The 21,927-nt window shown below is 66.5% G+C and carries 28 protein-coding genes and 1 tRNA gene; 14 read left to right on the plus strand and 15 right to left on the minus strand.

Going from position 1 to position 21,927, the window contains the following annotated elements; all coding sequences use genetic code 11:
- Positions 1-51: 51 nt before the first annotated feature.
- Complete coding sequence (locus tag QUV18_RS19580) at positions 52-1,281, minus strand: acyl-CoA dehydrogenase family protein (protein ID WP_300895780.1); 1,230 nt, start codon at positions 1,279-1,281, stop codon at positions 52-54.
- A gap of 217 nt (positions 1,282-1,498) precedes the next feature.
- Here QUV18_RS19580 and QUV18_RS19585 point away from each other — a divergent pair, with 217 nt between their 5' ends.
- Positions 1,499-2,191: a Hint domain-containing protein gene (locus QUV18_RS19585; RefSeq protein WP_300895781.1), complete on the plus strand. Its 693-nt coding sequence runs from the start codon at positions 1,499-1,501 to the stop codon at positions 2,189-2,191.
- 135 nt (positions 2,192-2,326) lie between these two features.
- On the plus strand, positions 2,327-3,592 hold the full coding sequence (locus QUV18_RS19590) for a glycosyltransferase (protein WP_300895782.1): 1,266 nt from the start codon (positions 2,327-2,329) through the stop codon (positions 3,590-3,592).
- Positions 3,593-3,704: 112 nt separating this feature from the next.
- Here the strand turns inward: QUV18_RS19590 and QUV18_RS19595 are convergent.
- From QUV18_RS19595 to QUV18_RS19625, 7 genes are all read right to left on the minus strand, one after another.
- Positions 3,705-3,779, minus strand: a tRNA-Phe gene (locus QUV18_RS19595).
- 80 nt (positions 3,780-3,859) lie between these two features.
- Entirely contained in the window at positions 3,860-4,042 is a 183-nt protein-coding gene (yacG, locus tag QUV18_RS19600; protein WP_300895783.1) for a DNA gyrase inhibitor YacG, read from the minus strand.
- A complete protein-coding gene (locus QUV18_RS19605; RefSeq protein WP_300895784.1) occupies positions 4,039-5,061 on the minus strand; it encodes a ribonuclease E/G in 1,023 nt (340 codons plus the stop codon). Before QUV18_RS19605 ends, yacG begins: the two co-directional genes overlap by 4 nt.
- Positions 5,058-5,636, minus strand: a complete 579-nt coding sequence (locus tag QUV18_RS19610) for a Maf family protein (RefSeq protein ID WP_300895785.1) — start codon at positions 5,634-5,636, stop codon at positions 5,058-5,060. Before QUV18_RS19610 ends, QUV18_RS19605 begins: the two co-directional genes overlap by 4 nt.
- A gap of 15 nt (positions 5,637-5,651) precedes the next feature.
- Positions 5,652-5,870, minus strand: a complete 219-nt coding sequence (infA, locus tag QUV18_RS19615) for a translation initiation factor IF-1 (protein ID WP_005978431.1) — start codon at positions 5,868-5,870, stop codon at positions 5,652-5,654.
- A gap of 82 nt (positions 5,871-5,952) precedes the next feature.
- Entirely contained in the window at positions 5,953-6,837 is an 885-nt protein-coding gene (locus QUV18_RS19620) for a carbon-nitrogen hydrolase family protein (RefSeq protein ID WP_300895786.1), read from the minus strand.
- Positions 6,838-6,951: 114 nt separating this feature from the next.
- Positions 6,952-7,290, minus strand: a complete 339-nt coding sequence (locus QUV18_RS19625; RefSeq protein ID WP_300895787.1) for a metalloregulator ArsR/SmtB family transcription factor — start codon at positions 7,288-7,290, stop codon at positions 6,952-6,954.
- Positions 7,291-7,545: 255 nt separating this feature from the next.
- Here QUV18_RS19625 and QUV18_RS19630 point away from each other — a divergent pair, with 255 nt between their 5' ends.
- From QUV18_RS19630 to QUV18_RS19655, 6 genes are all read left to right on the plus strand, one after another.
- Positions 7,546-8,178, plus strand: coding sequence for an ATP-dependent Clp protease proteolytic subunit (locus QUV18_RS19630; RefSeq protein ID WP_300895788.1), 633 nt, complete (start codon positions 7,546-7,548; stop codon positions 8,176-8,178).
- A gap of 145 nt (positions 8,179-8,323) precedes the next feature.
- A complete protein-coding gene (gene clpX / locus QUV18_RS19635; RefSeq protein ID WP_300895789.1) occupies positions 8,324-9,586 on the plus strand; it encodes an ATP-dependent Clp protease ATP-binding subunit ClpX in 1,263 nt (420 codons plus the stop codon).
- 276 nt (positions 9,587-9,862) lie between these two features.
- On the plus strand, positions 9,863-10,753 hold the full coding sequence (locus QUV18_RS19640; protein ID WP_300895790.1) for a cation diffusion facilitator family transporter: 891 nt from the start codon (positions 9,863-9,865) through the stop codon (positions 10,751-10,753).
- Between the two features lie 125 nt (positions 10,754-10,878).
- Positions 10,879-11,262, plus strand: a complete 384-nt coding sequence (locus tag QUV18_RS19645; RefSeq protein ID WP_300895791.1) for an NADH:ubiquinone oxidoreductase subunit NDUFA12 — start codon at positions 10,879-10,881, stop codon at positions 11,260-11,262.
- Positions 11,263-11,295: 33 nt separating this feature from the next.
- Positions 11,296-11,757, plus strand: a complete 462-nt coding sequence (mlaD, locus tag QUV18_RS19650; RefSeq protein ID WP_300895792.1) for an outer membrane lipid asymmetry maintenance protein MlaD — start codon at positions 11,296-11,298, stop codon at positions 11,755-11,757.
- On the plus strand, positions 11,754-12,119 hold the full coding sequence (locus tag QUV18_RS19655; protein ID WP_300895793.1) for a DUF2155 domain-containing protein: 366 nt from the start codon (positions 11,754-11,756) through the stop codon (positions 12,117-12,119). Before mlaD ends, QUV18_RS19655 begins: the two co-directional genes overlap by 4 nt.
- Here QUV18_RS19655 and aat read toward each other — a convergent pair.
- From aat to QUV18_RS19675, 4 genes are all read right to left on the minus strand, one after another.
- Positions 12,083-12,733, minus strand: a complete 651-nt coding sequence (gene aat, locus QUV18_RS19660) for a leucyl/phenylalanyl-tRNA--protein transferase (RefSeq protein WP_300895794.1) — start codon at positions 12,731-12,733, stop codon at positions 12,083-12,085. The genes QUV18_RS19655 and aat overlap by 37 nt on opposite strands.
- Before the next feature lie 121 nt (positions 12,734-12,854).
- The gene (accC, locus tag QUV18_RS19665) at positions 12,855-14,204 is read right to left on the minus strand and encodes an acetyl-CoA carboxylase biotin carboxylase subunit (RefSeq protein ID WP_300895795.1); all 1,350 of its coding nucleotides are present in this window, start codon (positions 14,202-14,204) and stop codon (positions 12,855-12,857) included.
- A 10-nt stretch (positions 14,205-14,214) separates the two neighbouring features.
- The gene (accB, locus tag QUV18_RS19670; protein WP_300895796.1) at positions 14,215-14,712 is read right to left on the minus strand and encodes an acetyl-CoA carboxylase biotin carboxyl carrier protein; all 498 of its coding nucleotides are present in this window, start codon (positions 14,710-14,712) and stop codon (positions 14,215-14,217) included.
- A gap of 179 nt (positions 14,713-14,891) precedes the next feature.
- Complete coding sequence (locus QUV18_RS19675; RefSeq protein WP_300895797.1) at positions 14,892-15,434, minus strand: LuxR C-terminal-related transcriptional regulator; 543 nt, start codon at positions 15,432-15,434, stop codon at positions 14,892-14,894.
- A 117-nt stretch (positions 15,435-15,551) separates the two neighbouring features.
- On the opposite strand from QUV18_RS19675, the gene QUV18_RS19680 reads away from it, so the two are divergent.
- Positions 15,552-17,072 carry an AMP-binding protein gene (locus QUV18_RS19680; RefSeq protein WP_300895798.1) on the plus strand — a complete coding sequence of 507 codons (1,521 nt, stop codon included), beginning with the start codon at positions 15,552-15,554 and terminating at the stop codon, positions 17,070-17,072.
- Here QUV18_RS19680 and QUV18_RS19685 read toward each other — a convergent pair.
- Both QUV18_RS19685 and QUV18_RS19690 read right to left on the minus strand, forming a co-directional pair.
- Positions 17,069-17,380 carry a cupin domain-containing protein gene (locus QUV18_RS19685; RefSeq protein ID WP_300895799.1) on the minus strand — a complete coding sequence of 104 codons (312 nt, stop codon included), beginning with the start codon at positions 17,378-17,380 and terminating at the stop codon, positions 17,069-17,071. The genes QUV18_RS19680 and QUV18_RS19685 overlap by 4 nt on opposite strands.
- Positions 17,381-17,538: 158 nt before the next feature.
- Positions 17,539-18,081 (minus strand): DUF6647 family protein, encoded by a 543-nt coding sequence (locus tag QUV18_RS19690; protein ID WP_300895800.1) that lies wholly within the window; start codon positions 18,079-18,081, stop codon positions 17,539-17,541.
- Between the two features lie 103 nt (positions 18,082-18,184).
- Between QUV18_RS19690 and QUV18_RS19695 the strand changes: the two genes are divergently transcribed.
- From QUV18_RS19695 to queF, 5 genes are all read left to right on the plus strand, one after another.
- Positions 18,185-19,105: a LysR family transcriptional regulator gene (locus tag QUV18_RS19695; protein ID WP_300895801.1), complete on the plus strand. Its 921-nt coding sequence runs from the start codon at positions 18,185-18,187 to the stop codon at positions 19,103-19,105.
- 169 nt (positions 19,106-19,274) lie between these two features.
- Positions 19,275-19,967, plus strand: coding sequence for a 7-cyano-7-deazaguanine synthase QueC (queC, locus tag QUV18_RS19700; RefSeq protein ID WP_300895802.1), 693 nt, complete (start codon positions 19,275-19,277; stop codon positions 19,965-19,967).
- Complete coding sequence (gene queD / locus QUV18_RS19705; protein ID WP_300895803.1) at positions 19,967-20,323, plus strand: 6-carboxytetrahydropterin synthase QueD; 357 nt, start codon at positions 19,967-19,969, stop codon at positions 20,321-20,323. Before queC ends, queD begins: the two co-directional genes overlap by 1 nt.
- The gene (gene queE / locus QUV18_RS19710) at positions 20,320-21,048 is read left to right on the plus strand and encodes a 7-carboxy-7-deazaguanine synthase QueE (protein WP_300895804.1); all 729 of its coding nucleotides are present in this window, start codon (positions 20,320-20,322) and stop codon (positions 21,046-21,048) included. Before queD ends, queE begins: the two co-directional genes overlap by 4 nt.
- 12 nt (positions 21,049-21,060) lie before the next feature.
- Positions 21,061-21,525, plus strand: a complete 465-nt coding sequence (queF, locus tag QUV18_RS19715) for a preQ(1) synthase (protein ID WP_300895805.1) — start codon at positions 21,061-21,063, stop codon at positions 21,523-21,525.
- Positions 21,526-21,588: 63 nt separating this feature from the next.
- On the opposite strand, the gene QUV18_RS19720 is transcribed toward queF, so the two are convergent.
- Positions 21,589-21,858 carry a glucose-6-phosphate isomerase gene (locus QUV18_RS19720; RefSeq protein WP_300895806.1) on the minus strand — a complete coding sequence of 90 codons (270 nt, stop codon included), beginning with the start codon at positions 21,856-21,858 and terminating at the stop codon, positions 21,589-21,591.
- Between the last annotated feature and the right edge of the window lie 69 nt (positions 21,859-21,927).

Consider the following 21,927-nt stretch of genomic DNA (forward strand, 5'->3'; position numbering starts at 1 on the left):
GAAGGCTTCGGTTCGGATTAGTCGTGCGCGGCTCGGCCCACCAGGAACGCCTCACATCTTCTGCTGCGTGTATTTCCTCAGCTCGGCCCGGGCCACCTGGCGGCGGTGCACCGCGTCGGGACCGTCGGCAAGGCGCAGGGTGCGCAGGTGGGTCCACATGGCGGATAGCGGGACGTCCTGGCTGACGCCCTGGCCGCCGAACATCTGCACGGCCTCGTCGACGACCTTGAGCGCCACGCGGGGCGCGACCACCTTGATCTGGGATATCCACGGGGCGGCGGCGCGGGCATCGCCCTGGTCCATCATCCAGGCGGCCTTGAGGCAGAGCAGGCGGGCCTGTTCGATCTCCATTCGGGCCTCGGCGATGATGTCGTAATTGGCGCCAAGCTGGACCAGCGGCTTGCCGAAGGCCTCGCGCTCGATGCCGCGGCGGCACATCAGCTCCAGCGCCGCCTCGGCCTGGCCGATGGCGCGCATGCAGTGGTGGATGCGGCCCGGCCCGAGGCGGCCCTGGGCGATCTCGAAGCCGCGCCCCTCGCCGAGGAGCAGGTTTTCCACCGGCACGCGGACATCGGTGAAGCGGATATGCATGTGACCGTGGGGCGCGTCGTCATGGCCGTAGACCTGCATCGGGCGGAGTTTCTCGATGCCGGGCGTGTCGGCGGGGACCACGATCATCGAATGGCGCTTGTGCCTGGGCAGGTCGTCGCCGCCGGTTTTCACCATGACGATATAGACCTTGCAGCGCGGGTCGCCCGCGCCGGAAGCCCACCATTTCTCGCCGTTGAGCAGGTAGGTGTCGCCGTCGCGCACGCAGGACATCTCGAGGTTGGTGGCGTCGGAGCTGGCGACCTGCGGTTCGGTCATGAGGTAGGCGCTGCGGATCTCGCCCTCGAGGAGCGGGGTGAGCCAGCGGTCTTTCATGTCGTCGGTGCCGTAGCGCTCGAACACCTCCATGTTGCCGGTGTCGGGGGCGTTGCAGTTGAACACCTCGGCGCCCATCGGCGTCTTGCCCATCTCCTCGGCGAAGCAGGCGTATTCGACGGTGGTCAGGCCGAAGCCACGCGCGCTGTCGGTGAGCCAGAAGTTCCAGAGGCCTGCCTCCCTGGCCTTTGCCTTGAGACCTTCGAGGATCTCGGCCTGTCGGGCGGTATAGGCCCAGCGGTCGCCCTTGGCGATCTCGGCGTGATACTCGGCCTCGAGCGGGGCGATCTCGTCGCGGACCATGGCGGCCACGCGGTCAAGCAACGTCCTGATCTCGGGCCTGATCGAGAAATCCATGCACGGCTCCTGTCGTCGTCGTGGTTGGCCCCGCGGGGGGCGGGGTGGCCACATCTCTTGACCGTTTCGGCAGGATTGTCGCCGTAATGTCAACACGTATCCCCGGAAATCCCCAATTCCCGCCACAAAGCCGGGCTAGGGTGACCGGCAGAACGAGTTCCCTGTCGCAAAGGCCCGGTCACGGGCCGGGGCGGACAGGGTGTAAGGGGTGTTTCGAGTGACCAGTGCAAAGGCGATACCGGCGATCGGCGACGGGTATGACGGCCCGTTCGCCGGGACGCTTCGGCCCGGTGCGGCAGGGCGTGGCGAGACGCCCGGAGACCGGGTCGTGCCCTGTTTCACGCCCGGCACGATGGTGACGACGCGGGCCGGCAAGCGGGCGGTCGAGACGCTGCGGCCGGGCGACATGCTGCTTACCCGCGACCGGGGATTTCAGCCAGTGGTGTGGCGCGGGATGCGCCGGGTGCCAGGGGCGGCTCTGTCGCCCGAGACGGCGCCGGTGACGATCCGGGCGGGCGCGCTTGGGCCGGGGCAGCCGGAGCGGGACATGACGGTCTCGCCCGGGCACCGGATGCTGAGCACCGACGCCGACCTGCTGCGTGGCGTGGGCGAGCCGGAAGCGCTGGTCGAGGCGCGGGCGCTGGCCGGGCTGCCGGGGATCGGCCGGGTCACGGGCGGCCCGGTGGGTTACGTGCACCTGCTGATGGAAAAGCACGAGGTGATCCTGGCGGAAAACACCTGGACCGAGAGCCTGCGGCTGACGCCGACGCTTCTGCGGGCGCTGTCGGCGGCGGGGGTCGATGTCGGCCAGCGGCTGGCCCGCGCCGGCGATCGGACGGCGGCGACGGCGCAAAGCCCGGCGCGGCATTGCCTGACGGTGACGGAGGCGGCGCAGGGGCTGCGCGTTTGATGCGGGGCAGTGGGGGCCATCGGCCCCAGGAGCACCCGGTGTCAGAGGGTCAATGACAAATCGAATATATCCGTTATTCTTTGGTATGGTTTTATCCAATGGTATGGGAATTTCCATTCGAAGGATTGACGGCAAATGAGTGCGCGCACCTCGACGTCGAAACCGGTTATCGCCTTTGTCGGGGCCGTGTATCCCGGGCAGTTCGGCGGGGTGTGCGATTACCTGAGACAGGAGAACCTGGCCGAGACGTATTTCTTTACCACGCCCGGGAACTGCAAGAGGAACAACAGGCACCGTCCTCACCTGCGGGCCTTCGTGCCGGACGGCGCGATCGTCGGCTCCCAAGGCTACTACTATTCCGCCAAGGTCGAGCGATCAGCCCGGATAAGCCGCGGGCTGCACAGCGCCATTCGCGATTTCGAGAAGGAAAGGAAGATCGATGTCCTGGTGTGTCATTCCCTGTGGGGCGCGCCGCACATGCTGTATGGCGAAACCGGCGCGGCCATCGTCAGCTATATCGAATTTCCGAGCTATCGCACGCATGGCTGGGACCCGGCCTATCCGCCGAGCCCCTCGCAACGGCTGACCGATCACAACAGCGAAATGCTCAATCTTTACCAGGTTGTCAGAAGTGACCTCGTGATCTGCCCGTCCCACCATGCCAAGGGCATGATCCCGAGCGCGCTGCAGGGAAAGGTCGAAGTCCAGATGGAAGGGTTCGACATGACCTCCTGGAAGACGATCGCGGTCGCCGGCGAGGACAAACCCTTCACCGTCGGCTTCGCCGCGCGTGACCTTTCGAGTGCCAAGGGGATCGACCGCTTCATGAGCATCGCGGATAGCCTCGCGAAGAAGGATGCCGACATCGAGTTCGTCGTCATCGGCGACGAAAACGCCTCGAGCTACGGATACGAGAAGCAGTGGGTCGAACAACGCTATCCGGGCGAAACAGTCTCCTTTGCCGAGCACCTGCGGCGCATTCACCCGAAAGCGGCGCGCAAGGTCACCTTCGCGGGCCTGCTCAAATATGACGAGTACGAGAAGACCCTACAGGGCATCGACGTGTTCCTTTACCCGCTTCGTCACGGCGTCGCGAACTGGGGGCTGGTCGAGATCCTGGGACGTGGCGGGTGCGTCATTGCCTCGAACGAAGGCTATCCCGCGGAAATCATTCAGCACGACGTCAACGGTTGCCTGTTGCCTCATGACGAAAGGCACTGGGTGAAAGAAGTGCTTTCGCTCAAGGGTGATCCGGCACGCCGGCAGACGTATTCCGGTAACGCCCGCAAGATGGCGCAACAGGCGTTTTCCCTGGAGGTGGTCGCAAACCGGTACATGCACCTGTTCGGCCAGGCCATCGTGAACAGGGACGCGCGCCATGCGGGGGCCTCGCTTTATTGAGGGGCGGGGAAGCGGGCCTCCCTTTCTGTTTCAGCGCAGCTGTGCGGCGGCATCGTCTTCGCAAACGCTGATCGCTATTGCCTTGGAGATGGGTGAGGCTGTTTGGAGATAATGGTGCCCGGGGGCGGAATCGAACCACCGACACGAGGATTTTCAATCCACTGCTCTACCCCTGAGCTACCCGGGCACGGGGAACGGCGGGGCCGTTCGGGTGGAGGCGTTCTAGGCGAGGTTCGAGAGGGTGTCCAGAGGGAATTCGCGGCAAATTCAGTGTGGTTTGCCGTCGGGGCGGTCGAGCTCGTCCAGGGCGCGTTCGGCGTCTTCGGGATCTTCGGAGGGCACCGCGTAATCGCCGCGGATCCACTTGCCGAGGTCGATGTCGGCGCAGCGTTTCGAGCAGAAGGGCCGATAGCGTTTGTCGGTGGGGTTCGAGCAGATCGGGCAGGTCATGAGAGCACCTCGGCGAGCGGCACCCGGTCGCGCTTGCGCTGGAGCTCGTAATGGCCGAGCGGGGTCCAGCCGGCGAGGGCGGTTTCGGTGGCGTCGTGGCGGAAGGCGGCGCGCAGGGTGGTTTCGAACTGGCGGCGGTCCTTCTTGCCCATCGGCGCGAGGTCGAGCGTGATCTGGCCGCCGAGGCCCCGGAGGCGGAGCTGGCGGGGCAGGTCTTTGGCCGCGGCGAGGTTGGCCTTGAGGCCCGCGGCGGGGGAGGTGTCGCCGCCGGTGTTGACGTCGACCGCCACCAGCGCGCGGGTGGGTTCGATGTAGAAAGAGGCGCCGCCAGGCAGGGGCGCGAGGGGGGATTGCAGCGCGTCGAGCGCGTCGAGCACGCCGTGATCTTCGAAGGCGTCGGGGGTGTCGGCGAGGGTCGCCTCCATAACCCAGTCGCGCCAGGCAAGCTCGTGCGGGCCGTCGCCCTCGGTGAGTTTCTCGGGCTCGCCCGCGCGGTCGGCGGTGACCTGCTCGGCCATGGCGGCCATGGTGCGGATATCCTCGGCGATGGCGTCGGGGTCGGCGCCGGCGCAGGAGGAGCGCAGGATCAGGCCCATCTGCGCCCCGCTCATTTCCTCGTGCGCGATCTCGAGCAGGCTGTCGCGGATGTCGTCGTCGCGGATCTGGCGGGAAATGTTGAGGCCGGGTGCCCCGGGGGTGACGATAGCGTAGCGGCTCTTGAAGAGGAGCTTGGAGGAGACCGGCACGGCCTTGCCCGGCTCGGCATAGCCGGTGACCTGCACCAGGATCGGCTCGCCCGGGGAGAGGCCCTTGACCTGCCGCAGGAAGACCGGGCCGTCGGGGGTGTTCAGGAACATGCCGCCCTGGCCCTTCATCGGGCGGTCGGCGCGGGCGCGGTAGATTGCGCCGGGGCGGGGGCGGTCGCTGTCGATCAGCAGGTCGGTGAGGCGGCCGTCCTCGATCAGGGCGGCGGCGTCGCGGCCATTCACGGCGCCAAGGGCGATGACGGTGCCTTTCATGGTGTTCCTTTCCAGATCGGGTGCCCGGCGGCGCGCAGGAGATTGGCCGTCTCGGCCAGCGGCAGGCCCACGACGGCGGTGAAGGAGCCTTCGATCCACGGGATGAGGGCGCCGGCGGGCCCCTGGATGCCGTATCCGCCGGCCTTGCCCTGCCAGTCGCCGGTGGAGAGGTAGCCCGCGATCTCGTCGTCGGTGAGGCGTTTCATGCGGACGGCGGTGACGACGTCGCGTTCCCACAGCTTTTCGCCGCGTTTCACGGCGACGGCGGTGATGACCTTGTGGCGACGGCCCGACATGAGGCGGAGGAAATCCGCCGCTTCGTCCGCGTCGGCGGGTTTGCCGAGGATGCGGCGGCCGACGGCGACGGTGGTGTCGGCGCAGAGGACAGTATCGTCCGGCCCGGCGGTGACGGCCGCGGCCTTCTGCCGCGCGATGCGCACGCAGTAGGGGCGGGGCAGTTCGCCCGTCCGGGGGGTCTCGTCGATCTCGGGCGGGCGGATGTCGTCGGGTGACAGCCCGAGCTGCGCCAATAGTTCGAGGCGCCGCGGACTGCCAGATCCGAGGATGAGTTTCATCGGGTTTTCAGACGCTTACTTGAAGCGGTAGTTGATCCGACCCTTGGTCAGATCGTAGGGGGTCATCTCGACCTGCACCTTGTCGCCAGCCAGAACACGGATGCGGTTCTTGCGCATCTTCCCTGCCGTGTGTGCGATGATTTCATGGCCATTTTCAAGCTCGACCCGAAATGTCGCATTGGGCAGGAGTTCCTTCACGACACCGGGAAATTCGAGCGTATCTTCCTTGGCCATGACGTCTCCATTGTTGATCGCCCCGCCTGAACGCGGAACGTTGCTTACATGATCCCATTCGCCGTTTATTTCAAGGCTTTTATCAGCGCAGCCGTTCGGCCGTGACATAGGTGTCGCGCCCGTCCTGCTCGGCCCAGTGGGTGCGGCCCAGCACGTTGCCGTCGGCGCGGACACGGGCGATGGCGGCCGGGTCGACCTCGGCATAGGCCCAGCCGGGGGTGTTCATGCTGCCCTCGGCCAGGATGCCGGTGGGCGGGAAACCGGTGTCGGGCGGGCCGAACACGCCGCCCATGCCGGCGTTGGTGTCGACATGCTCGCACCACTCGGCCTTGCCCACGAGAGAGGCCATGGCCGAGACGCACTGGGTTTCCAGCGCGCGGGCCATGGCGCCGATGCGGACGCGGGAATAGCCGGCCTGCGCCTCGGTGCAGGAGGGCACGAGGATCAGGTCGGCGTCGTGCAGGGCGCGGCCCAGCAGGGGGAATTCCGAATCGTAGCAGATCAGGATGCCGATCTTGCCGAGCGCCGTGTCGAAGAGGTGCAGCGGGCCGCCGCCGATCACGTCCATCGCCTCGCGCTCGTAGCGGGTCATGAGCTGTTTGTCCTGGTGGGCGGTGGCGCCGGTGGGGGTGAAGACATAGGCGCGGTTGACCGGGCGGGGGCCGAAATCGGGGTCGTAGACCGGGGCGGAGGCGCCGACTATATGCACCTTGTATTTCGCCGCCAGCTCGGAATGGAGGCTGTTGGCGTCCTCCATCCGTTCGGAAACGGCGACCATGCAGCCCTCGTGGTCGGCGGCGGTCTCGGCCCCGGCGAGCGTCGCCAGTTCCATCGCGCCGTATTCGGGGAAAAGCAGCAGCTCGGCGCCCTGGCCGGCGGCGTCGGCGACCCAGGTCTCGATCTTGGCGGCGTAGTCGGCCCAGGTCTGGTGGAAGTCGAGCGGGTAGGCGGAGGTGGCGATTTTCATGGTGTCATCGTTCCGGTGCGGAGGTGGCGTGCGCCCTGTTTAACCGGATCGTGGCGCCGAATGCCAGAGGGTCGTGGCCGCGAAGGTGGTTGGCGGCCCGGTCGGCTGCCCCGTTCAGCCGCCCTTGGCGCAGAACAGGTCATAGACCACTTCGAGCACCCGTTTCGGCCGGTCGTCGGCGAGGCTGTAATAGATCGTCTTGCCCTCGCGGCGGGGCACGACAAGCCCCTCGATCCGCAGGCGGGATAGCTGTTGCGACACCGCCGCCTGCCGGGCCGAAAGGAGGCGTTCCAGCTCGGTCACGGATTTCTCGCCCGTGACGAGGTGACACAGGATCATGAGCCGCCCCTCGTGGCTGATCGCCTTGAGGAAATTGGCGGCCTCCTGCGCGTTTTCCGCCATGTGCGCCCTGTCTTCGGGGCTGAGCGATGTGTCGAGTACCGGAAGTGCCATCGTGCCGTCTTTGCAATGTCTGCCGTTGTCTACTGTGTTCGGGGCCGATGTGCAAAAGCGATATGCGCGCAGGCGTTCGGGCTGGGCCGAAATTGCCACAGCCTGCCTGCCGAATGATCAATCACCGGGGCCGGCCGGTGCCGCGGGCGTGATCCGAAATTGCCGGGCGGCACTTGCAGCCCCTCTGGCTCACCACTAAGACTCTCTTAGCACCTGATCCGTTAAGGGTCGGACACTCAAGCAGGCAGGCGGATTATGAAAGACCCATTCGAAGTATACATGAACACGCTCGTGCCCATGGTCGTGGAACAGACCAGCCGGGGCGAACGGGCCTACGACATCTTCTCGCGCCTCCTGAAGGAGCGGATCATCTTCGTCAGCGGCCCGGTGCATGACGGCATGTCGAGCCTGATCGTGGCGCAGCTTCTGCACCTCGAGGCGGAGAACCCGTCGAAGGAAATCAGCATGTACATCAACAGCCCCGGTGGCGTGGTCACCAGCGGGCTGTCGATCTACGACACGATGCAGTACATCAAGCCCAAGGTCAGCACGCTGGTCATCGGGCAGGCGGCGAGCATGGGCTCGCTTCTGCTGACGGCGGGGGCCAAGGGGATGCGCTTTTCGCTGCCCAACAGCCGAATCATGGTGCACCAGCCCTCGGGCGGCTACCAGGGGCAGGCGACGGATATCATGATCCATGCCGAGGAAACGCTGAAGCTGAAGCGGCGGCTGAACGAGATCTACGTCAAGCATACCGGCCAGACGCTGAAGAAGGTCGAGGATGCGCTGGAGCGTGACAATTTCATGGACCCCAGCGAGGCGAAGGCCTGGGGACTGATCGACGATATCGTCGAGAACCGGGTGAAAGACCCGGACGAAGGCGCCTGATCGGCGGGAAAGCCGGCGAAACGGGCAGGGCCATTTTTCACATTGAGGTGACTGGGGCTCTGTCTTAAGCTGGCGGGAAAGCGAATGGAATATATGGGTCAGGCCTGACCCGGAAGTCGGCGGGGCACGGCCCGAAAGGTTACGAATGGCGAACAATTCCAACGGCGACAGCAAGAACACCCTGTACTGCAGCTTTTGCGGAAAAAGCCAGCACGAGGTGCGAAAACTGATTGCCGGGCCGACCGTGTTCATCTGTGACGAATGTGTCGAGCTGTGCATGGACATCATCCGCGAGGAGACCAAGAGCGCCGGCCTTAAATCGAGCGAGGGCGTGCCGACGCCGCGCGAGATCTGCGACGTGCTCGACGATTACGTGATCGGGCAGGCGATGGCCAAGCGGGTTCTCTCGGTCGCGGTGCACAACCACTACAAGCGGCTGAACAACTCGGGCAAGAGCGAGATCGAGCTGCAGAAGTCGAACATCCTGCTGATCGGCCCGACCGGTTGCGGCAAGACGCTGCTGGCGCAGACGCTGGCGCGGATCCTGGATGTGCCGTTTACCATGGCCGACGCGACCACGCTGACCGAAGCGGGCTACGTGGGCGAGGATGTGGAGAACATCATCCTCAAGCTGCTGCAATCGAGCGAGTACAATGTCGAGCGGGCGCAGCGCGGCATCGTCTATATCGACGAGGTCGACAAGATCACCCGCAAGAGCGAGAACCCCTCGATCACCCGCGACGTGTCGGGCGAGGGGGTGCAGCAGGCGCTTCTGAAGCTGATGGAAGGCACGGTCGCCGCGGTGCCGCCGCAGGGCGGGCGCAAGCATCCGCAGCAGGAATTCCTGCAGGTGGACACGACCAACATCCTGTTCATCTGCGGCGGGGCGTTTGCCGGGCTCGACAAGATCATTTCGCAGCGCGGCAAGGGCAGCGCCATGGGCTTCGGCGCCGATGTGCGTGACGTGGATGCCCGCGGCATCGGCGAGGTGTTCACCGATCTCGAGCCGGAAGACCTTCTGAAATTCGGTCTGATCCCGGAATTCGTCGGCCGCCTGCCGGTGATCGCGACGCTGGAAGATCTCGACGAAGAGGCGCTTGTCACCATCCTGACCGAGCCGAAGAACGCGCTGGTCAAGCAGTACCAGCGCCTGTTCGAGCTGGAGGATGCGCAGCTCACCTTCACCGACGACGCGCTGAAGGCCATCTCGAAGCGCGCCATCGCCCGCAAGACGGGTGCCCGCGGGCTGCGCTCGATCCTCGAGGATATCCTGCTCGACACGATGTTCGAGCTGCCGGGCATGGAGAATGTCGAGGAAGTGGTCGTCAACGAAGAGGCCGTCACCTCCGACGCGGCGCCGCTGATGATCTACGCGGATGCCAAGAAGGAAGGCACCAGCGCCGGCTGAGGCTTTTCGGCATAACGGGAATTTGGAAAGGCCCCGGCGAGACGATCGCCGGGGCCTTTCCGATTCCGGGTGCCGGGGCGAAGCGTTTCGACTTTGACTCGAGGCGTCAGGCAAAGGCGAAACGCGCGCCGGTTCGCGCATCCTGCGCGTATCGCGACAACCTGTATCTCGGGTTTTCCCGAAACGCTTTAATGAGAGTTATTATCATTAGCGAATTCAACGTCTTGAGCGTTCGACCGCCACCCTGTATGGCCGACAGGACCAAAGGGGAACGCCATGTCTGACGCGCTGAAGCTGGCTTTGGGCAGTCTTGTGATCGGCTGCGTCGTGCTGTGCCTGAAGGTGCTGGCGTGGTGGATGACCGGGTCTGTCGCCCTGCTGTCGGACGCGTTGGAAAGCACGGTGAACCTTGCCACCGCCTTTGCCGCGCTTGTCGCGATCCGTGTCGCGGCGCGGCCGCCGGATGCCAACCACCCCTATGGCCACCACAAGGCCGAGTTCTTCAGCGCGGTGCTGGAAGGGGTCATGATCATCGTCGCCGCGCTGTTCATCCTGCGCGAGGCCTATGCCACGGTGTTCAGCCCGCAGGCGCTGGACGCGCCCCTGGAAGGGCTGCTTATCAACGGTGCCGCGACGGTTCTGAACGCCGTGTGGGCCTCGGTGCTGGTGCGGCGGGGCGGGGGGCTCAGATCGCCCGCGCTGGTGGCCGACGGCAAGCACCTGTGGACGGACGTGGTGACATCCGCCGGCGTGGCGGCCGGTGTTCTGATGGCGATGCTGACCGGGTGGTGGGTGCTCGACCCGCTTATGGCGGCCGCGGTCGCGGCGCATATCCTGTGGTCGGGCTCGCGCGTGGTGACGCAGTCGCTCAGCGGCCTGATGGACGAGGCCGTGCCGGAAGAGACGCTTGCCCGGGTGCGCGACGTGATCTCGACCGAGGCGAGCGGCGCGGTCGAGGCGCATGACCTCAGGACGCGCCACGCCGGCAGCGCAACCTTCATCGATTTCCACCTCGTCGTGCCGGCGGAGATGACCGTCTACGATGCCCACGAGATTTGCGACCGGGTCGAGGCGGCGATGGGTGAGGCGGTGCCCGACGCCCGCGTCACCATCCATGTGGAACCCGAGCACAAATCCAAGCATACCGGCATCGTGGTGTTGGACTGACCTGGGGCGGCGTTCGCGGGCGACGTTACCCCGGACGCGCGGCGGCCTTGGAAAACCCGGCCTTCTGCACTGGACCTTTGCCGCCATATGCGCCATATCGGAGGGAGCCATCACCGGAGGGTTTCATGGGGCTCATCAACACGCTTCTGCGCGCCGTGACATGGTGGAACGGGGCCACGCTCAACACGCTGATCTACACCTCGCGCAAGGGTGTGAAGGTTGGCGAGGACGAGCAGGGCAATGTCTTCTACCGCGACCGCGACGACAAGCGCCGCTGGGTGATCTTCAACGGCGAGGCCGAGGCCAGCCGGGTGAGCCCGGCCTGGCATGGCTGGCTGCACTACACCTACAAGGAACCGCCGACCGAGCGGCCGCTGCCGCGCAAGGCGTGGGAGAAGCCGCACGAGGAGAACCTGACGGGCACGGCGCTGGCCTATGCGCCCGCGGGCTCGATCCGGCGGCCGGAACCCGTCGAGCGGCGCGATTACGAGGCGTGGAGCCCCGAGTAACGGCGGCGCCACGGGTCGGGAGAAGGCAGGCTCATGTCCACGCAGCAAACGACGGAAGTCCTGGTCGGCGGCGCCGTTCTGGCGGTGGCGATCGGCTTCATGGTCTACGCGGGCCAGGTGACGGGGTTTTCCGGCGGGCAGCCGGAATATGACCTGAGCGCCAGCTTCCGCAGCGCCGACGGGGTCAGCGTGGGCACCGACGTGCGGCTGGCGGGCGTCAAGGTGGGCCGGGTCACGGATATCGCGCTTGACCCGCAGACCTTCCGCGCCTCGACACGGTTTTCCGTGCGCGAGGGGATCGACGTGCCTGACGACAGCGCCGTGGCGATCTCGTCCGAGGGGCTTCTGGGCGGCAATTACGTCGAGATCCTGCCGGGCGGCTCGCCCTTCTTCCTCGAACCCGGATCGGAGATCGAGTTCACGCAGAGCTCGGTCAGCCTGGTCAGCCTGCTGATGAAATTCGTGGCCGGTGACGACGAGGGGTCTGCGGAATGAGGCGGGCCTTGGCGGGGGTGGTGCTGGCCTGCTTCGCGGGCCTGGCCGTGGCGCAGGAGAACGCCGTGGAGATCGGCACCGGCGTGGTGCTGCGTGGTCTCGACAAGGTCAATGCCAGCGTCACCGATATCGAGCTGCAAAGCGGGCAAAGCACCGAGTATGGCCGGCTGACCGTCCGGCTGGGCGAGTGCCGCTATCCCGAGGGCGATGCCGCGGGCGATGCCTTTGCCTTCCTGACGATCACCGATACCGCCAGCGGCGACGAGGTGTTTTCCGGCTGGATGGTGGCCTCGTCCCCGGCGATCAACGCGCTGGAGCATCCGCGCTACGACGTCTGGGTCCTGCGCTGCAAGACCGGCTGAGGCGACGGGTCGAACGACACTGCATTGATCGAAACCGGCATTTCCAGCGCCTCGTGCAGCAACGAGCGATAGCGCGCGCGGGAGATTTCCGTGGCGCCCAGCGTGGCGAGGTGCGGGGTCAGGAACTGCGTGTCAAAGAGGGTGAAGCCGCAGGCGTGCAGGTGATGGGTGAGATGCGCCAGCGCCAGTTTCGAGCCGTCGGTGCGGCGCGAGAACATGCTTTCCCCGAAGAACGCCGCGCCGAGTGCTACGCCGTAGACGCCGCCGGCCAACTGCCCCGCCTGCCAGATTTCCAGTGAATGGGCGTGGCCCAGATCGTGCAGCGTGCCGTAGATGCCGGCGATTTCGTCGTTGATCCATGTTTCGGACCGGTCGGCACAGGTGGCGACGACCGCGTCGAAATCGGCGTTGAGCGTCACATCGTAGCCGCCGCGCCGGATGCGGCGGGCGAGACTGCGCGAGATGTGGAAGCCGCTCATCGGGAGGATGCCGCGGCGGCGCGGGTCGACCCAGAAGATCTCGGGGTCGTCGCGCGATTCGGCCATCGGGAAGATGCCCGAGGCATAGGCCCCGAGGATGAGCTGGGGGCTGAGGAGGGGGGCGTCGTCCTTCATGGGCGAGGCCACTGGGAGACGGCGGCGGGCAAGGGGGCGCTGCCCCACGTTGAAATCCTTGAGTACTTCAACGCTCCCCGGGATACTTGGAGGCCAGAAGAAGCCGGGCGGGATGGCGGGATCAGCCGCGCAGGTTGGTTTCCAGCCATTTTTCGAGCCAGTGGATGTTGTAGGCGCCGGTCTGGATGTCCTCTTCCTGCAGGAGCGCGTGGAAGAGCGGCACGGTGGTGTCGACCCCGTCGACGATCAGCTCGCCCAATGCCCGGTTGAGCCGGGCCAGCGCCGACTGGCGGTCGCGGCCGTGGACGATGAGCTTGGCGATGAGCGAGTCGTAATAGGGCGGGATCTTGTAGCCGTCATAGAGCGCCGAATCCATCCGCACGCCGAGGCCCCCGGGGGCGTGGAACTGGGTGATGGTGCCGGGGCGGGGCGAAAATTCGGGCAGTTTCTCGGCGTTGATCCGCACCTCGATGGCGTGGCCGTTGATCTTGAGGTCTTCCTGCGTGAAGGACATCGGGTAGCCCTCGGCCACGCGGATCTGTTCCTGCACGAGGTCGACGTCGAAGATCGCCTCGGTCACGGGGTGTTCGACCTGCAGGCGGGTGTTCATCTCGATGAAGTAGAACTCGCCATTCTCGTAGAGGAACTCGATCGTGCCGGCGCCGGCGTAGTTGATGCGCGCCACGGCGTCGGCGCAGATCTTGCCGATCCGCTCGCGCTCTTCCTCCGAGATGGCGGGGCCGGGGGCCTCTTCCAGCACCTTCTGGTGGCGGCGCTGGAGCGAGCAGTCGCGCTCGCCCAGGTGGACGGCCTTGCCCTTGCCGTCGCCGAAGACCTGGATCTCGATGTGGCGCGGCGTGGTGAGGTATTTCTCGATATAGACCTCGTCATTGCCGAAGGCGGCCTTGGCCTCGGACCGGGCGGTGAGGAAGGCGCGTTCGAGCCCGGCGGCATCCTGTGCCACCTTCATGCCGCGCCCGCCGCCGCCGGCGGTGGCCTTGACGATGACCGGGTAGCCGATCTCGTCGCAGAGCTTCCTGGCCGCGTCGACATTGGGCACGCCGCCATCGGAGCCGGGGACGCAGGGCACGCCGAGGTCCTTCATCGTGTCCTTGGCGGTGATCTTGTCGCCCATGATCCGGATATGCTCGGCCGTGGGGCCGATGAAGGTCAGGTCGTGATCCTCGACGATCTGCACGAAATTGGCGTTCTCGGAGAGAAAGCCGTAGCCCGGGTGGATGGCCTGGGCGCCCGTCACCTCGCAGGCGGCGATGATCGAGGGGATCGACAGGTAGCTGTCGGAGCCCGGCGGCGGGCCGATGCAGACGCTCTCGTCGGCCATGCGGACATGCATCGCGTCGGCATCGGCGGTCGAGTGCACGGCGACCGAGCGGATGCCCATCTCGCGGGCGGCGCGGATCACGCGAAGGGCGATCTCGCCCCGGTTGGCCACAAGGATCTTGTCGAACATGGGTGCGGCCTTATTCGAGGATGATGAGCGGGGCGCCGTATTCGACGGCGGCGCCGTCTTCGACGAGGATGCGCTTGACGGTGCCGGCGCGCGGGGCGGGGATGTGGTTCATCGTCTTCATCGCCTCGACGATCAGCACGGTGTCGCCCTCGGAAACCTTGTCGCCGACCGAGACGAAGGGCGGGGCGCCCGGTTCGGCCTGCATGTAGACGGTGCCGACCATCGGCGAGGTGACGGCGCCGGGGTGGCTGGCCGGATCCTCGCCCGGGCCCGCGTCGGCGGGTGCGGCCGGGGCCGGGGCGGCGGGGGCCGCCGGGGCCGCGGGGGCGGGCGCCGCGGGGGCGGCCATGTGGGTCACGACCTCGGTCTTGCGGCTGACGCGGACGTTCAGGCTGTCGTTTTCGCCGTAGTCGCGCTTGACCTGCAATTCGGTCAGATCGTTCTCGTTCAGCAGCTCCGCCAGGGCACGGATAAAGGCTACGTCGGTGTCGTGGGTTTTGTTCGCCATCTCAGTCCTCGACCAGAAGCGACCTTTCGCCGGTCGCATGTTTTTGCCGCTTATAGGGGAAGCCGAAGGGCGAGAAAAGCGGCGCTTTGCCATTCAAGGTGGGGCAAGCGCGCAAAAATTGCGAGGGGAAACGCGAAATTTTGCTGAAGCGGGGGCTGGGGCGGGCGGCGCGGCCACGCTCAGAGGGGCATGCCGGAGAGCTTTGCCACCAGTTCGGCCAGCTTGCGGGCCTGGAACTTATCGAGCAGGCGGGCGCGGTAGACCTCGACCGTGCGGTAGGAGAGGCCGAGCTCGAGACCGATCTCCTTGGAGGTCAGGCCGCGGCAGGTGAGGATGGCGACCTCGCGCTCGCGCTGGGTGAGTTCCACCAGCGGGCGTTCGTCGGAGAGGTCGGCGAAGGACCAGACGCCGCGGGCGAAAGGGTCGTCGGGGGTGACCGACTGGCCCCGCACGCGGCACCAGAAGAGCGTGCCGTCGCGCCGTTTCATCACCCGTTCGTCGTGGTAGGTGCCGGTCAGGCGCATGGCCTTGAGGCCGCGTTCGCCGATGCGGCGGTAATCCTCGATCGAGGGGTAGTAATGGGCCAGCGGAATGCCGGCATACTCCTCCGGAGCACCGCCGAAGATGGCGGCGAACTGGCGGTTGCACTGGCGGATGATGCGGTTTTCGAGCACCGCCAGCCCCACAGGCGCGTGGTCGAAGGCCATTTCCTTGATCTGCATTGGCGCACTATGCCTTGGCCGCCCGGGCGCGCCAAGCGGGCATGCGTGATTCTACGGAATTGATTGCGGCGCGGGGCGGTGGTTTGGTGGCGCCGAAGCCGGCGAGGGAGGACAGGCATGAACATCGGTCAGTGGCTGATGCGGACGGCGCAGATGCGTGGCGGCGAGGCGGCGATCTACCTGGGGGCGGAGCCGGTGGCGGATTACGCCGGGTTCCATGATCGCGCGGCGCGGCTGGCGGGCTGGCTGGGCGCGCAGGGGATCGGGCCGGGCGACCGGGTGGGGATCTTCATGAAGAACTGCCCCGAATTCCTGATCGCCTTTTACGGCGTCTGGTATGCCGGGGCGGTGGCGGTGCCGATCAATGCCAAGCTGCACGGGCGCGAGGCGGCGTGGATCCTTGGGCATTCGGGGGCGAAGATGTGCTTCGCGACGCCCGACCTGGCCGGGGCGCTGGACGAGGCCGATGTCGAGGCGGCGGTGGTCGACGTGACCGGCGGCGCCTTTGCCGGGGCGATGGAGGCCGAGCCGGTGGCGGGCCCGGCGCCGCGAGAGCTCGATGACCTGGCGTGGCTGTTCTACACCTCCGGCACCACGGGGCGGCCCAAGGGGGTGATGATCACCCACCGGATGCTGATTGCCACCTCGCTGACCTATCTTGCCAGCGTCGACCCGGTGACGCCGGCCGATGCCACGCTTTATGCCGCGCCGATGAGCCATGGGGCGGGGCTTTATGCGCCGGTGCATGTGCTGATGGGGGCGCGGCATGTCTGCCCCGCCTCGGGCGGGTTCGAGCCGGGGGAGATTTTCGACCTGGCGAAGCGCCTGGGCAACCTGCACCTGTTCGCCGCGCCGACGATGGTCAAGCGGATGACGCAGGCGGCGAAGGCGGCAGGCTATGGCGGCGAGGGGCTGCGCAGCGTGGTCTATGGCGGCGGGCCGATGTACGTGGCCGATATCGTCGAGGCGGTGGAGGTGTTCGGGCCGGTCTTCGTGCAGATTTACGGGCAGGGCGAGGCGCCGATGGGCATTTCCGCGCTGAGCCGCGAGGAGGTGGCCGACCGGACGCATCCGCGCTGGCGGGAGCGGCTGGGCTCGGTCGGGCGGGCGCAGGCCGGGGTAGAGGTGAGGATCGGCGATGCAGAGGGCGCCCCTCGTGCCGTGGGCGAGCCTGGCGAGATCATGGTGCGCGGCGACGTGGTGATGCGGGGGTACTGGGAGAACCCGGAGGGAACGGCGAAGACGCTGAAGGATGGCTGGTTGATGACCGGCGATATCGGCACGATGGATGCCGACGGGTTCGTGACGCTGCAGGACCGTTCGAAGGACGTGATCATCTCGGGCGGGACGAATATCTATCCCCGCGAGGTGGAGGAATGCCTGCTGATGCACGGCACGGTCAGCGAGGTCTCGGTGGTCGGCCGGCCTGACCCGGAATGGGGCGAGGACGTGGTGGCCTTCGTGGTGTGCGAGGGGGCGCTGGACGAGGCGGCGCTGGACGCGCATTGCCGCGAGCATATCGCGCGGTTCAAGCGGCCGAAGGCGTATTTTGCCGTGCCGGACTTGCCGAAGAACAACTATGGCAAGGTGTTGAAGACCGAGCTGCGCAAGCGGCTGGAGGAGGGGGCGGGCGGTTAACCGGGCTTGGGCTCCAGCAGCTCGACCTCGACGAAGGCGCATTCGAAATCGTTGCCGTTGATCACGTCATGCTCGACGCCCAGTTCGCGGAAATAGGGCACGCCGTTCTGCATGGGCGCGGTGACCCGCTCGCCATTGCCGAGGTCGATCTCGAGCACGCCGTCGAAGAGCGGAACCACGATGTAATCAAAGGCGTGGCGGTGCCAGCCGGTGTTGTCGCCGCGTTTGGCGAAGCGCCATTCGGTGACGCGCACGCGGTCGTTGTCGATCATCACGGTCGGGGTGGCGGTGCCGGGGTCTGAGCACATGGGCTGTCCTTCGTTCTTGGTGGGGTCAGCCTAGGAGCCCTTGCCGCCGGGCGAAAGCGCCGTTGTGCAAAAAAGGGCCGCGGGCCAGGTGACGCCGCGGCCCCAGTATCGCACCACTGGCATGGGAAGCCCCGGGGCGAGTCTTGGTTAACGAATGGTTAATTCGGGTGGAAATCGTCGGGCGTGCAGCCTGCCGCGAGGCTGGCGGCGATCCAGTTGATCGAAATGCTTTCGCCCCGTTCGGCCAGCCATGCCGCCTGAAGCCGGTAGGCGGGCAGTTCCTGCTGGCCGGGGCAGTACCAGTGCCGCGCCGTGGCCTGCCGGTGGTGGGTGAGTTCGTGCAAGAGGACACTCACGTCCTGCGGGTTGCGCATCGACCACGGGCGGACGAGGAAAATGGTTTGGGTATCCGGGTCATAGAGGCCGCGGCGGGTCGCGCCCAGCCGCCCGCCGCTGTCGGACATGGCGCGCGCCCGCTGGGGTGAGATCAGGCGGAGGCGCGGCGCGGTGGTGCGTGGCGGATAGGGGCTTTCGGCGTCGAGCCAATGGTCGAGCGTGGCGATGAGATCGGGCAGGGTGGTCGCGCGCTGCCAGTCGGGCTCCGGTTCGGCGGCGTGGGCGGTGAGCGGGCCGAGGCCGAGCCAAAGGGCAATAGCGATCGGGGCGATCCGCGCAAGCGCGAACCGGGGCAGGGGTTGCATGGCACCCTCCGTAAAATTTTGCTGAACGTGGGAGTCATGCTAACCTTGGGTAAAGAAAGCCTCAAAGGATCGTTCCTCAACCGCAGATGAACCGCGTTCACCCATGACCCAGCGCCCGCTTCCCCCGTTCTCCGCCATCCGCGCCTTCGAGGCCGCCGCCCGGCATCTGAGCTTCAAGGCGGCGGCCGAGGAGCTGTGCGTGACCCCCTCGGCGATCAGCCACCAGGTCAGGACGCTGGAGGATCATTTGGGCCAGCCGGTCTTCGTGCGGGCGGCGAACAGGCTGGCGCTGACACGGGCGGGGGCGGAGTATGCCGGGGCGCTTTCCGGCCTTATCGGCGGGCTTTTCGCCGCGACGGACCGGGCCACGGCAGGGGCCGGGGCCGGGCCGTTCCGGGTGCAGGCGACGGCGGCGTTCAATGCCCGCTGGCTGGTGCCGCGGCTGGAGCGGTGCCCGTTGCGCGAGGCCCTGTCGGTGACCACGGCTGCCGGGGCGCCGGATACGGATTTTGCCAGCAATGACGCGGACTTGATCGTGCATTGGTGCGACAGCCCGATCCCCGGCTGCCACGTGCTTCCGATGCTGAAATCCGTGCGCTTCCCGGTGGCGAGCCCCGACGTGGCCGCGCGGATCAGGACGCCGCGGGACCTTTTGCGCGAGCCGCTGTTGCGCGACCAGGTGCTCGATTGCTGGGGCGACTGGTTCCGGGCGGCGGGGGTGGTGGCGCCGGAGGAGGGCCTCGGGGGCAGGTTCAACGCAAATTGCGATATCAACCTGACCGCCGCCGAGCGGGGACAGGGGGTGGCGCTGGCGTGGGATGGGATCGCGCGGGCGACGCTGGAGGAAGGGCGGCTGGTAAGGCTCTTCGATATCGAGACGGCGCCGAAGGTCATATATTCAGTGGCTTACCCGGAAGCACGGGCCGATGACCCGCGCATCGCGGCGATGCGCGACTGGCTGCTGCATGAAAGCCTGGAGGACGGCACCAGCGCCGATCCGGTGCGGGTCGAGGCGGCGCAGTAGGCCCGGAAACGCGACGTCGGTATCGCGTCGGTATAACGTCGGTATCTTGTCGGTGTTTTTGCCGACGGGAGCGCCCGATGACCCTTCCCCTTGCATTCGATGAGGCGCGGCGTTAGTCAGCCGCCCTGCGGTCGCAGCCTACCCGCATAACAAAACAAGGGTCACAACCATGGATACGATTGTCATCTGCTCGGGCGGGCTCGATTCCGTGTCGCTCGCGTACAAGGTCGCGGCGGAACACCGCCTGCGGGGCCTGCTGTCCTTTGACTACGGGCAGCGGCATGTGAAAGAGGTCGAATACGCGGCGGCCTGTGCCAAGCGCCTGGGCGTGCCGCACAAGGTGGTGGATATCTCGAATGTGGGCGCCGCCCTGTCGGGGTCGGCCCTCACCGACGATGTCGACGTGCCCGACGGGCATTATGCCGAGGAGACGATGAAGATCACCATCGTGCCCAACCGCAACGCCATCATGCTGGCGATCGCCTTCGGCATGGCGGCGGCCGAGAAGGCCGATGCGGTGGCGGCGGCGGTGCACGGGGGGGATCACTTCATCTATCCCGATTGCCGCCCCGGATTTATCGACGCGTTTCAGACGATGCAAAATCATGCGCTTGAGGGTGTGGCCGAGGTGCAGCTTTACACGCCGTTCGTGACCATCTCGAAGGCCGATATCGTGAGTGAGGGGGCGAAGCACGGCACGCCGTTTGCCGAGACATGGTCGTGCTACAAGGGCGGCGCGGTGCATTGCGGGCGTTGCGGCACCTGTGTCGAGCGGCGCGAGGCGTTCGATATTGCGGGGGTCGAGGACCCGACCGTCTATGCCGACCCCGATTACTGGCGGGAAGCGGTGGAGCGGGCCTGATGTACCGGATCACCAAGGAATTCGCGTTTTCGGCTTCGCACCAGCTGACGGAGCTGCCGCCGGAGCACCAGTGCGGGCGGCTGCACGGGCACAATTACGTGGTCGTGGTGGAGTTGGCGAGTGCGGAGCTCAACGCGCATGGGTTCGTGCGGGATTATCACGAGTTGGCGCCGCTGAAGCGGTATATCGACGACGACTTCGATCACCGGCACCTGAACGATGTTCTGGAGGATGACATGGTCACGGCCGAGCGGCTGGCGAAGCATTTTTACGACTGGTGCGCCGCGCGGTGGCCGGAGACCGCGGCCGTGAAGGTCAGCGAGACGCCCAAGACATGGGCCGAGTACCGGCCATGACCACGCGCGACACCATCCGGGTTTCGGAGATATTCGGGCCGACGATCCAGGGCGAGGGGGCGCTGATCGGGCAGCCGACGGTGTTCGTGCGGACGGGCGGGTGCGACTACCGCTGTTCGTGGTGCGACAGCCTGCACGCGGTGGATTCGGAGTATCGCGAGACATGGCGGGCGATGCCGCCCGAGGATATCATGGCCGAGATCGAGCGGCTTTCTGGCGGCAAGCCGATCATGGTGACGCTGTCGGGGGGCAACCCGGCAACCCAGCCGCTTGACCGGCTGATCGAGCAGGGGGTCGCGAAGGGCTACAGCTTCGCGATGGAAACCCAAGGCTCGGTGGTGAAGCCCTGGTTTGCCGATTTGCGGATGCTGGTGCTGAGCCCCAAGCCGCCGTCATCGGGGATGGGCACCGACTGGCGGATCGTGGCGAATTGCGTGCGGGCGGCGAAGGCGGCGCCGACGGTCTTGAAGATCGTGGTGTTCGACGAGGCGGATTACGCCTATGCGCGCGAGGCGTCGGAGCGGTTCCGGGAGTTGCCGGTCTACCTGCAGCCCGGCAACCACACGCCGCCGCCGCCCGAGAACGACAGTGCCACGGTCGACCATGCGGGGATCGACGACCGGATGCGCTGGCTGGTCGACAAGGTGGTCGAGGACAAGTGGTACGGGGCAAGGGTGCTGCCGCAGCTGCATGTCATGCTGTGGGGCAACAAGCGGGGCGTCTGAGGGGATGATGCGATGAGCGACGATATCTACAAGGGGCTGAAACAGCTGGGCGGGGCGACATCGATGCCACAAAGCCCCGAGGAGGCCGAGCTGGAGCGGGTGCAGAACCCGCAGGCGGACGTGGCCTACAACGTGCGGTTCACGGCGCCGGAGTTTACCTCGCTCTGCCCGATGACGGGGCAGCCCGATTTCGCGCACCTGGTGATCGACTACGTGCCGGGGGAATGGCTGGTGGAGAGCAAGTCGCTGAAGCTGTTCCTGGGCAGTTTCCGCAATCACGGGGCGTTCCACGAGGATTGCACCGTGTCGATTGCCCGGAGGCTGGTGGAGTTCCTTGAGCCGCAATGGCTACGGATCGGGGGGTACTGGTACCCGCGCGGGGGCATTCCGATCGACGTGTTCTACCAGACCGGACCCATGCCCGAGGGGGTGTGGATTCCCGACCAGGGCGTGCCGCCCTATCGCGGGCGGGGATAAAAAAACGCCCGCCGGAGGGATGCCCCGGCGGGTCGCTTCAAGTCAGTTGACTTCTCAGGTGCCTCAGCACGGGCCGCGGCGGTAGCGGCCGTCGCCGGTGGCGTAGGCGCACTGGTTGTTCGCGGCGTTGCGGGCGACCAGCGTACCGGCCGCGGCGCCGCCGAGGGTCGAGACGACGGTCCAGTCGCTGTCGGCGTCAAGGGCCTTGGCGGTGATGAAGCCGAGGCTGCCGCCGATCAGCGCGCCACCAACCTGGTTCTGCTGCTGGGGTGTCATGCAGCCGGCAACAGCGACGGGCGCGGTGAGGGCAAGGGCGAGAACGGTCTGTCTCATGGAAATCCTCCGATTTGTGGCGGCGTTTTGCCGCGATTTCGCTGATTGGAAGCTAGGTTTCTTTGGCGA

Origin of the sequence: Roseovarius sp. (assembly GCF_030373445.1) — a bacterium.
In the GTDB taxonomy this organism is placed as follows: domain Bacteria; phylum Pseudomonadota; class Alphaproteobacteria; order Rhodobacterales; family Rhodobacteraceae; genus Roseovarius.

Bases quoted from the DNA above. Each gene is read 5' to 3' on its own strand.
- QUV18_RS19675 (WP_300895797.1), bottom strand. From the start codon at position 15,434: ATGCAGATCAAGGAAATGGCCTTCGACCACGCGCCTGTGGGGCTGGCG.
- yacG (WP_300895783.1), bottom strand. From the start codon at position 4,042: ATGACCTGCCCGATCTGCTCGAACCCCACCGACAAACGCTATCGGCCC.
- QUV18_RS19645 (WP_300895791.1), top strand. From the start codon at position 10,879: ATGGGGCTCATCAACACGCTTCTGCGCGCCGTGACATGGTGGAACGGG.
- QUV18_RS19695 (WP_300895801.1), top strand. From the start codon at position 18,185: ATGACCCAGCGCCCGCTTCCCCCGTTCTCCGCCATCCGCGCCTTCGAG.
- QUV18_RS19580 (WP_300895780.1), bottom strand. From the start codon at position 1,281: ATGGATTTCTCGATCAGGCCCGAGATCAGGACGTTGCTTGACCGCGTG.
- accC (WP_300895795.1), bottom strand. From the start codon at position 14,204: ATGTTCGACAAGATCCTTGTGGCCAACCGGGGCGAGATCGCCCTTCGC.
- queF (WP_300895805.1), top strand. From the start codon at position 21,061: ATGAGCGACGATATCTACAAGGGGCTGAAACAGCTGGGCGGGGCGACA.
- QUV18_RS19655 (WP_300895793.1), top strand. From the start codon at position 11,754: ATGAGGCGGGCCTTGGCGGGGGTGGTGCTGGCCTGCTTCGCGGGCCTG.
- mlaD (WP_300895792.1), top strand. From the start codon at position 11,296: ATGTCCACGCAGCAAACGACGGAAGTCCTGGTCGGCGGCGCCGTTCTG.
- accB (WP_300895796.1), bottom strand. From the start codon at position 14,712: ATGGCGAACAAAACCCACGACACCGACGTAGCCTTTATCCGTGCCCTG.
- aat (WP_300895794.1), bottom strand. From the start codon at position 12,733: ATGAAGGACGACGCCCCCCTCCTCAGCCCCCAGCTCATCCTCGGGGCC.
- QUV18_RS19625 (WP_300895787.1), bottom strand. From the start codon at position 7,290: ATGGCACTTCCGGTACTCGACACATCGCTCAGCCCCGAAGACAGGGCG.
- clpX (WP_300895789.1), top strand. From the start codon at position 8,324: ATGGCGAACAATTCCAACGGCGACAGCAAGAACACCCTGTACTGCAGC.
- QUV18_RS19590 (WP_300895782.1), top strand. From the start codon at position 2,327: ATGAGTGCGCGCACCTCGACGTCGAAACCGGTTATCGCCTTTGTCGGG.
- infA (WP_005978431.1), bottom strand. From the start codon at position 5,870: ATGGCCAAGGAAGATACGCTCGAATTTCCCGGTGTCGTGAAGGAACTC.
- QUV18_RS19620 (WP_300895786.1), bottom strand. From the start codon at position 6,837: ATGAAAATCGCCACCTCCGCCTACCCGCTCGACTTCCACCAGACCTGG.
- QUV18_RS19720 (WP_300895806.1), bottom strand. From the start codon at position 21,858: ATGAGACAGACCGTTCTCGCCCTTGCCCTCACCGCGCCCGTCGCTGTT.
- QUV18_RS19610 (WP_300895785.1), bottom strand. From the start codon at position 5,636: ATGAAACTCATCCTCGGATCTGGCAGTCCGCGGCGCCTCGAACTATTG.
- QUV18_RS19630 (WP_300895788.1), top strand. From the start codon at position 7,546: ATGAAAGACCCATTCGAAGTATACATGAACACGCTCGTGCCCATGGTC.
- queC (WP_300895802.1), top strand. From the start codon at position 19,275: ATGGATACGATTGTCATCTGCTCGGGCGGGCTCGATTCCGTGTCGCTC.
- QUV18_RS19690 (WP_300895800.1), bottom strand. From the start codon at position 18,081: ATGCAACCCCTGCCCCGGTTCGCGCTTGCGCGGATCGCCCCGATCGCT.
- QUV18_RS19685 (WP_300895799.1), bottom strand. From the start codon at position 17,380: ATGTGCTCAGACCCCGGCACCGCCACCCCGACCGTGATGATCGACAAC.
- QUV18_RS19680 (WP_300895798.1), top strand. From the start codon at position 15,552: ATGAACATCGGTCAGTGGCTGATGCGGACGGCGCAGATGCGTGGCGGC.
- QUV18_RS19605 (WP_300895784.1), bottom strand. From the start codon at position 5,061: ATGAAAGGCACCGTCATCGCCCTTGGCGCCGTGAATGGCCGCGACGCC.
- queE (WP_300895804.1), top strand. From the start codon at position 20,320: ATGACCACGCGCGACACCATCCGGGTTTCGGAGATATTCGGGCCGACG.
- queD (WP_300895803.1), top strand. From the start codon at position 19,967: ATGTACCGGATCACCAAGGAATTCGCGTTTTCGGCTTCGCACCAGCTG.
- QUV18_RS19640 (WP_300895790.1), top strand. From the start codon at position 9,863: ATGTCTGACGCGCTGAAGCTGGCTTTGGGCAGTCTTGTGATCGGCTGC.